Below are 13164 nucleotides of genomic sequence, written 5' to 3' on the forward strand. Positions count from 1 at the left end.
CTCTATGTAGAAATAACTTCTCCATACTGATGAAAGCTTCATCCTATAATCCTTGCTAATTTTATATATATTAAGGGAGTAGAAAAAAAATGATACAAGCTCGTATGAATTTTCAAACGTATAGATAAATAAAAAGAGCAAGCATTATGCTCGCTCTTTACGTATGACGACGGTTTTTCCCGCCAATCGGAACCGGCTTCGCTAAATATTTAATGCGCTCCATAATCCGAGCCGCCTTCATTTCTTCTGCTTCTCCGCGCTGTGTATACGTTAAATGATGTTCTAACTGTTTAAAATCAAAATTAGACGTAAAGAACGTTGGTAAGTTTTCAAGCATACGGAATTGTAAAATGGCACCTAGTACATCATCACGGACAAAGCTTGACATCGCTTCTGCTCCAATATCATCTAACATTAATACCGGCACATATTTTACTGCGTCAATTTTTTCGCTAATCGTATTATTTTGCAGCGAACTTTTTATTTCACGTAAAAATTCAGGCAAATATACAATCATTGAACTGACCTTCCTCTGAGCCAACTCATTAGCAATTGCTCCCAAAACAAATGTTTTCCCAACACCAAACGGTCCATAGAAGTACAATGCCTGTACTTTCTTCCCTGGCTCATACTCACTTAAAAATTCATTCGCAGCACGAATTGCTTCAAAGCGATTTCCATCAGATAAATCGAGAGAAGACATAGACGCCTGCAATATATCCTTCGGCATATATACACTTTGAATGAGCTTCTCTTGTTTCTTCCTCTCATCATAAGCCACTTTTCTTACGCAGCGATCATATTGAATATCAATCATCTTACCTTGAATAATCAATTTCGGTTCATACCCTTGAATCATATTTTTACAGGATTCTAAGTTTGGGCAATCTGCGCATCCAACGCTTTGTCCAATGTATTCATATAGCTTCACAAGACTTCGCTCTATCATGGAAGTCGTGACTTCACCTTTATGTTCTTCTACAAACTCTTTTATACGCGGATGAGCCATAACTTCTGCTTTTAACACTTCATATCTATTTTTAAAATTTTCATTTTGCATTAACTTTGCAAATGAATTTTGAATATGCTCCATTCTTTCACCTCAAAGAGCGTTCATTCTCCTCTATTAATCACGCTTATATTTTTTTAACTCTTCTTCCAATCTCTTTCTTTCTTCTTCTAACTTGCTCGGTTTTTCCGGCACATTTGCAAGATCTTTAGACTGTTCTTTTGGTTGTTCCTTCGCTTGTTCTTTCAGCCAATCTGGCACCATTTCTTTCCGTACTGTTTTTTTCGATGTACGGCCCTTCTTCTTCGTCTCAGCCCACTCTTGATATTGGCGATTCTCTTCTTTCGCCAATGCCATTGCTTCTGATACGGTACCGACCTTTTTTCGTGCCCAATGCCCTGCGATTTTCTCAACATATGTTTTGGAAAGCTTCATATCTGAACGCAGCATTACATAATAAATCAGTACATTGACAACACCTGGCGTTAATTTTTGATTCATCATTACTTCTTCTACAATTTGCAAATCTGCTTTTGTCGCTTCTGCACCGCCTGAGATTTCTTTTAACAATTGTTTTGGTGGAATCTCTTCCAGCTGTTTAATGAGCATCTCTTCTTGGGTAGACGGCTCTTTCTCTTTCATCGTACGTGAAGAATGAGGCTGCACTCGTTCACTTAACACTGGAAGCGCTTGACCATTTTCGAATTGATACCAATCACGCGCTCCTTTGCGAAGCCTTTCCATATCAATCGTTTGCAGTTCTGTCATTGCTCCAAGCACAATGTTTTGCATCGATAGCACATCCACACCATACACATAGGAAAGTGTAACCACACATTCCCGCACTTGATCCGTAATCGCTTTTCGCGGCACAAGAGTCGATAACCCTTCCACAAATAAAGAAAAATCAAAGAAATCGTTCCAAAGATTAGGAGCCGTTCCTTTCGCATTGCCAGGCATAACTGCGTTACTCGGAATTCGAAGTTCCTCTTGTGCATGTTCAAATTGACCTGGATTAAAAGACCCAAATACATCATTAAAGGAATGCGTAACATTTTCATAAGAAGTAAAATCAAACTCTTCTTCTAAGAAATATTGCTTAACTTGATTATATTTTGCACGACTCAATCGATTATACAAGAAGATGCTCAGGACAATATCATCAAAAAATTGTTTTGGTGATAACGGCGACTGAAGCTCGTATATAAACATTCGAATATCTTTTTCTTTTTTTATATATACGTTTAAAAGCCCAATCGCTTCTAATTTCACCCGTTCTTCATACACTTCTGGAAGCTGCATTTGCATCGTTACCATAAGAGAGTGATGTGTATTCTCTTTTCCAAATACACGATCCTGCTCTAACTCTCCCCACATCGTCATGTATAGGCTAAAAGCCTTGCTACCTACTAATGGTTGATATAACATCGTTAATACCTTGCGATCGTAACTATGCAGCAACCCTTTTGCACTTACTTTATAACGATCAATTGGCAATAGCTCCATCCATGACTGTTTTTCCATCCTTGCAATTCCTTTCTTTCGCCCATTCTACGTATATAACTCCTTAGTGAAAAAGAGCTAATAGCTTACGCTTCTAGCTCTTTCCCCCACTATTTGTAGGCTCCAAGTTCCACTTTATTCTCGTTCTTTTTGCAGTATATCTTTTAATTCTTCAATAAATACATTTAAATCTTTAAATTGACGATATACAGAAGCAAATCGTACATAAGCAACATCATCAATATCTCGAAGTGCTTCCATGACGATTTCGCCGATCATATCGCTTTTCACTTCTGATATTCCTAAATTTCGAAGTTCACGCTCTACATTTTGCGTTACTTCTTCTAATTGTTTTAATGATACAGGTCTTTTTTCACACGCTTTAATTAATCCACGCAAAATCTTTTCTTTATTAAACTCTTCTCTTGTTCCCTCTTTTTTTACAACAATAAGAGGTGGTTCTTCTACTCGTTCAAATGTCGTAAATCGATTTAAACAACTTTCACACTCTCTTCTTCTTCGAATGGAGCGCCCCTCATCTACCGGACGTGAATCCAATACTCTTGTACCATTATGAAAACAGGATGGACAACGCAACTCATTCACTCCCTTGCAATTTAATCTTTATTTTTCTTACTTTACTTACACGTGAAAATATATACAACATTATATAACCTATTTATCTATGCTTACCACTTCAACTTCACACTTACCCTACTTTCATGGGTAGTAATACTCCCAACTCAAAATCCATTAAAAACAACATAATTAGACAGGAGATTCGTTTCCTCATAAAAATTTAATTGGTATGGTTCTCTTACTAACAGAAATTCCACCTTATATAAACTAAAAAAAGAGGTGCATTATACACCTCTTTACATTTTAAATCAATTATGTTTTTTTTTAAAGAGCTTTTGTTTCTCTATGCTTAATTTCGAAGCTACCTGTGCCTCGAGGAAGCTCGATGCTCTCTCGCGTTTTCGCATTTAAACCTTCTGCAATATACTCTGCAGCAACATTTGGATCAATACGATCCCCACAAGTATAAACATCAATACTTGCATAACCGTGCTCTGGAAAGCTATGAATTGTTAAGTGTGATTCCGAAATGATTACCACTCCACTTACACCCTGCGGTGCAAACTTATGAAAAGCAACCTCACGTACTTCAGCACCTGCTCTTAGTGCTGCATCCACAAATAATTGTTCAATAAACGGCATATCATTAAGCTTGTCAAAATCGCAATCCCAAAGTTCAGCGATTACGTGACGGCCCATCGTGTCCATAGTATCCATTCTACAGTTCCCCCTTGTAAATTTAATCTAACTGTTCGAATTGAAAACTAATTTGCAATTTGGCTTGCTCCACTACCACGGGGGAAAGTTAGTCCAGAGAGGTCCTAACCCTTTAAGTAGTGACTACGTACCTCAGCTCTTAAGTTTACGAGTGTTAGTATACTTTGTTTATTTTCATTTTGCAACAACAGTTTTTTCGTTTTTTTGTCATATTCTCTTCTTTACTTTTTCCCAAAAAGAATATTTAATTCACAAATACAGCAATCACAATGTTCTTTCATATGTACCATTGACAAAGATATACTTGAATAATATTTTTCCTTTTCAAAAAAAGTAAAAAAAAGAAGACAAGCAATCGCTTGCCTCCTTTTCTATCATTAAATGTGTTGTACATTTTCTTGTTTTGCTAGTTCAGTGACAACTAACTTCACAAGATCTACAACACGGCGAGAGTAACCCCACTCGTTATCATACCAAGCAAGCACTTTAACTTTACGCTCTCCCATTACCATTGTAGATAGGCCATCAATGATAGCAGAATGTGTATTTGTATTAAAATCGATAGAAACAAGAGGTTCTTCGCTGAACTCTACAATTCCTTTCAGCGCACCGTTTGCAACAGTTTTAAACGCTTCATTAATTTCTTCAACTGTTACATCACGTTTTACATCTACTACTAAATCAACAAGAGACACGTTTGGTGTTGGAACGCGAAGTGCCATTCCGTGAAGTTTTCCATTTAAGTGCGGAAGAACTTTCGCTAATGCTTTCGCAGCACCTGTTGTTGTAGGAATAATAGACTGTCCACAAGCACGTGCTCTTCGTAAATCTTTATGTGGGTTATCAATATTTTTTTGGTCATTTGTATAAGCGTGAACAGTTGTCATTAAACCGTTTTCAATTCCGAACTGTTCATCTAGCACCTTAACAACAGGCGCTAAACAGTTTGTTGTACAAGATGCATTTGAAATAACAGTATGTTTTGTAATATCTAATTGTTCTTCGTTTACACCAACTACAACTGTTATATCTTCATTTTTACCAGGTGCCGTTAAAATAACCTTCTTCGCCCCAGCTTCTACGTGAAGAATCGCTTTTTCTTTTGCATTAAATTTACCCGTTGCTTCGATTACAACTTCAACACCTAAGTCTTTCCAAGGCAATTCTTTTGGATCGCGGTTGTTTAGAAGGCGAATCATTTTCCCATCCACTAATAAATGATCTTCAAATGCTTCTACTGTTCCGTCAAACTTGCCATGAACTGTATCATACTTGATTAAATGCGCTAATGTTTCTGATGGATAGCTTGCGTTGATTGCTACAATTTCGAATGCGCTTTCTTTTATTGCTTGACGAAATACCATTCTCCCAATACGTCCAAATCCATTAATTGCCACACGAATCATAATATGTTATCCCCCTTGAATGCGTTATACTATTTATCTCTAATCCCAATAATAGTATAACACAAAAAGGAGATATGTCACTAAGCATTTTCACTAATTTTACATTTTTTTAATTAATGATGTTCCACTCTTTTAAAATGAGCTGTAATTGTGCTTTTGTCTCCGCAATTGTGCCATCATTATAAATAACTTTATTAGCTAATGTTACTTTCTCTGCTAAAGACATTTGTGAATGAATGCGTGCTTTTGCTTCCTCTTCTATAAAACCATTCCGCTTCATTAAACGCTCTAACTGCGTACTAGGTGATACAGCTACAACTAAAATTTGATCAACAAGACTCGTTAGCTTACTTTCAAATAAAAGTGGAATATCTAGTACAACCGCTTGCACGCCTTCCTTTATGTACATATCCTTCTGAGCATTCATTTCTTTCCGAACAGCAGGATGAACGATTTTGTTTAAATGCAATCGTTTTTCTTCATTATGAAATACAATACTTCCAAGCTTTTGACGATCTAGCTCCCCATTTACTTGCAGTATTTCTTCACCAAATACCTCTACAATTTCTTTATATGCTTCTTTACCTTGTTCTACAACTTCCCTAGCAATAATATCCGCATCTATAACAGGAATGTTTAACTCACGAAACATTTGCGAAACAGTGCTTTTCCCACTTGCAATGCCTCCTGTTAATCCAATTACAATTGTCATCATTCTCCTCCTTACAAATAGAAGCGTGAAACTTATGTTCCACGCTCCCACTTACATTTTCCAAATTCCAATAATAATAAGTAAAATCCCAGGTAGAAACGTAAATTTTTGTAACCATCGCATATTCGATAAAACCGTTCCTAGCCTCATTCCAATAAATAAAAACAGAGAGCTCATAACGGCAACTAACACCGCCATCATAGCAGGAGTATATCCTAGTAAGGATGCACCAATTCCTGCTCCAAACGAGTCTACTGAAAGAGCGATCCCCAAAAGCAAGGCTTCTCCACCAGAAATTGTGCCTGATTTATCAAAATCGGCAACAGTCGGCTTCCGTAAAATTTGAATGACTAATCCAAGCGAAGCAATTTCTAACTTCCAAACTTTCTCTTCTTGCTGCGGTTCGTCTTTTTTCTCACTCCGAAAAAACTGATACAACACCCATGCACCAATAGCCACTAAAACGATTCCGCCAATGCGCGTTGCAATCACTGGAGAAAACACCTTAGCAATCATATGTCCAATTCCCATCGAAACAAGCATGACAGCCGCTGAACACATTCCAATGATAAGTATCGATTTTAACGGAATCCTCACGCTCCGCAAACCATACGTAAGCCCTACACTACAGCTGTCTAAACTTAATGTAAAAGCTAATAAAATAAGAGAGAAATAATGATACATCGGTAAGCTCCTTCCCTATACATAGCTTTGCTGTATGTATATGACAAATGCCTATCCGATGTTATTAGAAAACAATATCTTTCTTAGCTTTTTGGCTGGCACATAGGGCAATAATGCGTTCCTCGTCCACCAACCACTGTCTTTTCAATCACACTCCCACACGTTACGCATGGTTCACCTTTTCTTCCATACACATTTAGAAGCTCTTGGAACGAGCCGATTTGTCCTTGCGAATTGATATACGTTCTGATTGTACTTCCTCCGCGCTCAACAGCCTCCGCTAATGTTGCGACAGTTGCCTCATGAATTTTTTCTATTTCGGCTTTCGTTAAAGATGAAGCTTCTCGTTCCGGGTGAATCCCGGAACGGAATAAAACTTCATCTACATATATATTCCCAAGCCCAACTAAAAGACGTTGATCTAATAGTACAACTTTTATTTTGCGGTTTGTCTTTTTCAATCTCTCCTGCAAATATCCTGGTGTCAGTTCAGCGTCAAATGGCTCAGGCCCTAAATCAGCAAGTGGCATTTTGTCGAATTCTTCACCTTTTTTAAAGAGGTGCATCGTACCAAACTTTCTCACATCTTTATAGTGTAACTCTGTACCATCTGTAAACTGAAAACGCACGTGCGTATGTTTATCAATTGGTTCGTCCTCTTTATGAAGTAAATATTTCCCCTCCATACGCAAGTGTGAAACAATAACGTACTTTGTTACATAAAGAAGTAAAAACTTACCTCTTCGTTCAATCCGTTCAATCGTTTCACCGCGTAACATTTCTTTAAAGAGCTCAGCGTCATCTGGTCGCTTTACTAATTTTGGATATGTTACAATCACATCTTTAATTATTTTTCCGGTTACAAGGTTTTCAAGTGTCCTTCTAACATTTTCAACCTCTGGTAATTCAGGCATTCAATCACTTCCTTATTTTGCGTCATACCAAGTTGGACCGTAAGAGTAATCAACTTTTAGCGGAACTGCAAGTTCAATTGCATGCTCCATTACTTCAGGTACAAGCTTCTCTAACTTTTCTACTTCTTCTTTTGGCACTTCAAAAATTAATTCATCGTGTACTTGAAGAAGAAGACGCGCTTGTAAACCTTCTTCTTCTAGGCGGTCTGCCATAATAATCATCGCTTTTTTTATAATATCAGCTGCACTACCTTGAATTGGAGTATTCATCGCAGTACGCTCAGCAAAGCCGCGTAAATTAAAATTGCGACTCGTAATTTCTGGAATATAACGACGGCGATTTAATAATGTAGAAACATACCCTTTTTGCTTTGCTTCTTGTACAATCTCATCCATATATTCTTTTACTCCAGGGAAACTCGCAAAATACTTTTCAATAAATTCCCCTGCCGCTTTTCGTGTAATTCCTAAGTTTTGCGAAAGTCCATAATCGCTAATACCATATACAATTCCAAAGTTAACAGCTTTTGCCTGACGTCTCATATTCGATGTTACTTCATCTTTTCCAACGCCAAATACGTCCATTGCTGTTTTCGTATGAATATCCATATCATGCTGGAACGCTTCCACTAACCCTTTGTCGTTTGCAATATGCGCCAAGACACGCAGTTCAATTTGTGAATAATCGGCTGCATACATAACCCATCCTTCTTTTGAAGGAATGAATGCTTGGCGAATCTTTCTTCCTTCCTCTAAGCGAATCGGGATATTTTGTAAATTTGGTTCTGTAGAGCTTAGTCGGCCCGTTTGCGTCAGTACTTGGTTAAAACGGGTATGAATTTTAGAAGAATCTTCATGAACTACCTTTAATAATCCTTCAATGTAGGTAGAATTCAATTTCCCTAATTGACGATAATGTAAGATATTAGGGATAATTTCATGATGCCCCATTAATTTTTCCAATACATCAGCCGATGTAGAATACCCTGTTTTTGTCTTTTTAATAACCGGTAAATTTAAGTTTTCAAATAAAACTACGCCGAGCTGCTTCGGTGAGTTAATGTTAAACTCTGTTCCAGCAAGCTCATAAATTTCTCGTTCCATTTCCTTAAGCCTTCTAGCAAGCTCAACTCCCATATTACGTAAGCGCTCTGTATCAACCTTGACGCCCTTTACTTCCATTTCAGCTAACACACGGGCAAGCGGCATTTCTAGCTCTGTAAACAGTTCATATTGTTCATTGTTCTGTAGTTCTTCTACAAATGTTTTGTGCACATCGTATAGTACATGTACTTTTCGAGCTACGTGTTCTGCCACTACCTCTTGCTCAGGAACCGTACGTTTTGCACCTTTTCCATATACCTCTTCATCAGATTGAACAGCATGTGTTTCTTTCATTTTCGCTACGGCACGGAAATCTTTATCTGTATCAGCTGGATCAAGTAAATAAGCGGCAATTAGCAAGTCAAAATCGACCCCTCTAATTTCTACACCTTTCCACTTAAGTGCAACAATGGCACGTTTCGCATCAAACGTATACTTTTTCATTTCATCATCTGCAAGCCACTTCATAAAAGCTTCAGATTTGAGCGCAATATCACTCGGGATGAAATAGCAACCATTTTCATTTTGAATACCAAACCCTTGAATGTCGGCTCTATGGTAATTATCTTCTTGTACTTCCACAATAATCGCACTATCTTGCTGTAGCATCTCTTCTGTTACTTCTTCTACAATATCAAACAAAATATCATCTAATTCAGCTGGCGCCGTTTCTTCAGAAGACGCACCAAGCTTATTTAATAAGGAAGTAAAGCCTAAATTCTCGAACATCGGAATGACGTCACTCGCTTCATATCCTTTATATTCGATATCATCCACATGTACTGTAATCGGAGCATCCGTAATAATCGTCGCAAGTTCTTTACTCATGAGCGCTTGCTCTTTATTTGCTTCTAATTTTTCTTTTAGTTTCTTTCCGCTTACTTTGTCTATGTTCTCATATACGGCTTCTACTGTTTCAAATTGCGTTAACAATTTAATTGCCGTCTTCTCACCAACACCTGGCACACCTGGAATATTATCAGATTGATCTCCCATGAGACCCTTCATATCGATAATTTGCTGTGGTGATAAACTATATTTTTCAAATAAAGCTTCTTTCGTATATTCATCTACTTCTGTAATTCCTTTACGCGGAATACATACAAGCGTGTTATCAGAAACAAGCTGCAGTAAATCTTTATCTCCAGAAATAACTTTTACGTGGGCACCTTGTTCACTCGCTTCTTTTGCCAGTGTACCCATAATGTCATCTGCTTCATAGTTCTCTAACTCATAACGTGGCACATGAAACGCGTCTAGTAGCTCACGAATAAATGGGAATTGCTCTGACAATTCAGGCGGCGTTTTTTGACGCCCTCCTTTATATTCACTAAATGTTTTGTGGCGAAATGTTGTTTTCCCCGCATCAAACGCAACAAGCATATGCGTTGGTTTTTCCTCTTCTAATATTCTCATTAACATCATCGTAAAACCATAAATTGCGTTCGTATGTATACCTTTGTCATTATTTAAAAGCGGCAGTGCAAAGAAAGCACGATACGCGATATTATTTCCATCGACTAATACAACCTTTTTTTCCAAATCGAAAACCTCCTCATACAAATTTTCAACGAGTTTTTATATAGAAAAAACCGTCTTTTCCTTCTCTCTATATTAACACGACTAACAGAGAGAAGAAAAACAACGGTTCTTCCTACTACATATATTTAATATACAATGGAGATGTTTTCACAATATCTCATGAATGAAATCTCCGTATCCTATTCGTATAACACTTTGACAAAAGTTACATAAAGCAATTTCACAAAAAGGGAAGTGACGAGAATAGAGCACCTATTCTCGTCCAAAATTACTCCTTGGATGAAGGGGTTTTCATCTATTATATTAACAGGACTTTATTAATGTTTAATGAAGCTATTGTTAATATAATGTAAATGTCCATCATCTAAGGGAATGTGAAACTCATTTCCCTAAAGCGACTTTTTGCAAGGTTACTGTAAATGTTGTTCCTTCTCCTACTTCACTCTCTACAGTAACTGTCCCATGATGCGCTTCTACTAAATGTTTTACAATCGATAATCCAAGCCCTGTCCCGCCTGTGTTTCGACTTCTTGCTTTATCTACCCGATAAAAACGTTCAAAAATACGTGGAATTTCCTCTTTACTAATCCCAATTCCTGTATCAGACACTTTGATATATACACTATGATCATCTTCAAACAACTTAACAGATACCGTACCTCCAGAAGGTGTATACAGAATTGCATTGTTAATTAAATTGATAAAGATTTGCTTCAACCGACTAGAATCCCCAATAACAAAAACTGACTTGTTAATGTCCACTTGTAAAATAATATCTTTATCTTGTGACTTTTTATCTAGTACCATTTGAATTTCTTCCAGTAATCCTTTTATATCAACGGTACCCATATTTAGCTTAAAGCCTTGTTGTTCAATCTTTGATAGATCCAACAAGTCTTCGATTAAGCCTTGCATACGTTCGCTTTCCTTTAAAATAATGTGTAAAAAATGCTCACAAAACTGTTGATTTTCCATCGCTCCATCAAGTAGTGTTTCAGAAAATCCTTTAATAGAAGTAATTGGCGTTTTTAGTTCATGGGAAACATTCGCTAAAAAGTCTTTTCGCATTTGCTCTAGTTTCTTTAGTTCTGTTATATCGTGGAATACAAGAACAATCCCTTTCCACTCATGATTCGTCCCGATAATCGGCGCGCCATATACTTCAAAATGTTTTCTTTCAATACTAAGTGGCAGCAGCATTTGCTTCCGCACTTTTACTTCTGTCATAAAAATTTCTTCCACAAGTTCAATGATTTCTGCATGAAGAAACGCTTCATAGTATAAGCGATCTAAATATTCTTCATCCGTTACATGAAAAATCTCTTTATACGAGCGGTTCACAAGACTTATATAGCCGCGGCTATCAATTAAAATCATACCGCTTCCCATATTTTCAATCAGTGTATGTAAACGATCTTGTTGCATTTCTTGCTCTAACGTCATTTCTTGTAAATTACGCGCTAAAATATTAATTGCCTTACTTAACATCCCAGTTTCATCTGAATGACTTTCATAAGCACGTGCCTTATAATTCCCCTTCGCTAATTCAATCGCTACTTTCGTAACAGACTCTATCGGACGAATATATTGACCTGTAATTTTCACACCAAGAAAAACAACAACAAGACAAGCAATCACAAATCCTATAATTAATAATCCCCACGTTTTTTGGTGAACATCTTGCAAAGGAGCTATTGTACTCTTTATAATGATATACCCTTGTTTCCCCTCTGTATCTTGAACAAACACTGCATGATAAAATACATTGTTATCACTTGTTTCCTTCGTAATCACTCTATTTTTTTGTTTTGCTGTTTCAGAGGAAAGTTCCTCAATTGTTGCTTGACTAAATACAGATTCTTTGCTGTTACTATATTTGACCTTCTTCTCTTCATCAACAAATATAATTGAAACAGGAACTTGCTCTTCAAATTGCTCAAATATGTTTGGCTTTTTTAAAACGCGATCAATGCCTTCTACCTCTACCAATGAAGCAACATATCTTGTCTCTTTTACTGTTCTTTCTTTCGCGTGATCAATATAGTAGTTCTCAAACACCGTTTCGAGCAGTACCCCTAGTCCAACTAAAATAAGAATAATCAGAGAAACAAATGTAAAGAGAAGCCTCGAGCGGAATTTATTCATCCCCCTTTGGCTCCTCTAATTTATAACCTAATCCACGAATTGTTTTAATGTATGCTGGCTTTTTCGTATTCTTTTCAATTTTATCTCGTAAATGACTAATATGAACATCGACGATTCTTGTATCTCCAGCAAAATCATAGTTCCATACAGCACTTAGTAACTGATCACGTGTTAACACACGGCCCTTATTCTTTGCTAAATATACAAGTAGCTCAAATTCTTTCGGCGTTAGCTCTAGCTTTTCCCCCTGGAAATACGCCTCGTAAAACTCAGGTAAAATTTTTAAATCAGTAATCATAATGCTATTTTCATCCTGCACTTCTGGAACTTGTTCTTCTTGCAATTTCGTACGACGTAAAATTGCCTTCACACGAGCAACAACTTCCCTCGGACTAAACGGCTTTGTCATATAATCATCTGCCCCAAGCTCAAGACCTAACACCTTATCAAATTCATCATCTTTCGCTGTTAACATTAAAATAGGTGTCATAATACGCTGTAAACGTAATTCTTTACACACTTCCATACCATCCATTTTCGGAAGCATTAAATCTAATATGATCAGGTCTGGACGTTCAGTTGTCGCTTTATGCAGTGCCACTTCGCCATCCATTGCTGTTATGACTTCAAATCCTGCTTGCTGCAAATTAAATTCAATTAAAGTTAAAATAAACTCCTCATCATCAACAACTAAAATTCTATTACTCATTCTCTTCCTCCAAGTTATAGACTTGAAACCTTCTTCATCCTAGTATTTCCCCGTTATTCTCATCATACTAGAAAACAATTCCCCTCTCAATAGAATTGTCTATTCACTAAGTTTGATTGTACTATAGTTATACAGGAAAA

11 protein-coding genes are annotated in these 13164 nt (G+C 37.0%); all 11 read right to left on the reverse strand.

What is annotated here, in order from left to right:
- Nucleotides 1-157 precede the first annotated feature (157 nt).
- The 11 genes from dnaI to M014_RS0122100 all read right to left on the reverse strand — a co-directional run bounded on the left by dnaI (nucleotide 158) and on the right by M014_RS0122100 (nucleotide 13024).
- A complete protein-coding gene (gene dnaI / locus M014_RS0122050) occupies nucleotides 158-1093 on the reverse strand; it encodes a primosomal protein DnaI (RefSeq protein ID WP_026593620.1) in 936 nt (311 codons plus the stop codon).
- Between the two features lie 33 nt (nucleotides 1094-1126).
- Nucleotides 1127-2533, reverse strand: coding sequence for a replication initiation and membrane attachment family protein (locus M014_RS0122055; RefSeq protein ID WP_026593621.1), 1407 nt, complete (start codon nucleotides 2531-2533; stop codon nucleotides 1127-1129).
- A gap of 114 nt (nucleotides 2534-2647) precedes the next feature.
- Nucleotides 2648-3109, reverse strand: coding sequence for a transcriptional regulator NrdR (gene nrdR / locus M014_RS0122060; RefSeq protein ID WP_012095725.1), 462 nt, complete (start codon nucleotides 3107-3109; stop codon nucleotides 2648-2650).
- Between the two features lie 306 nt (nucleotides 3110-3415).
- Nucleotides 3416-3799: an adenosylmethionine decarboxylase gene (gene speD, locus M014_RS0122065; RefSeq protein ID WP_006096185.1), complete on the reverse strand. Its 384-nt coding sequence runs from the start codon at nucleotides 3797-3799 to the stop codon at nucleotides 3416-3418.
- Between the two features lie 386 nt (nucleotides 3800-4185).
- Nucleotides 4186-5214, reverse strand: a complete 1029-nt coding sequence (locus M014_RS0122070) for a glyceraldehyde-3-phosphate dehydrogenase (RefSeq protein ID WP_026593622.1) — start codon at nucleotides 5212-5214, stop codon at nucleotides 4186-4188.
- Between the two features lie 109 nt (nucleotides 5215-5323).
- A complete protein-coding gene (gene coaE / locus M014_RS0122075; RefSeq protein ID WP_026593623.1) occupies nucleotides 5324-5926 on the reverse strand; it encodes a dephospho-CoA kinase in 603 nt (200 codons plus the stop codon).
- Nucleotides 5927-5977: 51 nt separating this feature from the next.
- Nucleotides 5978-6610, reverse strand: a complete 633-nt coding sequence (ytaF, locus tag M014_RS0122080; RefSeq protein ID WP_026593624.1) for a sporulation membrane protein YtaF — start codon at nucleotides 6608-6610, stop codon at nucleotides 5978-5980.
- Between the two features lie 83 nt (nucleotides 6611-6693).
- Nucleotides 6694-7524, reverse strand: coding sequence for a DNA-formamidopyrimidine glycosylase (gene mutM / locus M014_RS0122085; RefSeq protein ID WP_026593625.1), 831 nt, complete (start codon nucleotides 7522-7524; stop codon nucleotides 6694-6696).
- 12 nt (nucleotides 7525-7536) lie between these two features.
- Nucleotides 7537-10170 (reverse strand): DNA polymerase I, encoded by a 2634-nt coding sequence (gene polA, locus M014_RS0122090; protein ID WP_026593626.1) that lies wholly within the window; start codon nucleotides 10168-10170, stop codon nucleotides 7537-7539.
- Nucleotides 10171-10551: 381 nt separating this feature from the next.
- The gene (gene pnpS / locus M014_RS0122095) at nucleotides 10552-12315 is read right to left on the reverse strand and encodes a two-component system histidine kinase PnpS (protein ID WP_026593627.1); all 1764 of its coding nucleotides are present in this window, start codon (nucleotides 12313-12315) and stop codon (nucleotides 10552-10554) included.
- A complete protein-coding gene (locus M014_RS0122100) occupies nucleotides 12308-13024 on the reverse strand; it encodes a response regulator transcription factor (protein WP_026593628.1) in 717 nt (238 codons plus the stop codon). Before M014_RS0122100 ends, pnpS begins: the two co-directional genes overlap by 8 nt.
- Nucleotides 13025-13164 lie beyond the last annotated feature (140 nt).

This window comes from Bacillus sp. UNC437CL72CviS29 (assembly GCF_000482345.1).
Taxonomy (GTDB): domain Bacteria; phylum Bacillota; class Bacilli; order Bacillales; family Bacillaceae_G; genus Bacillus_A; species Bacillus_A arachidis.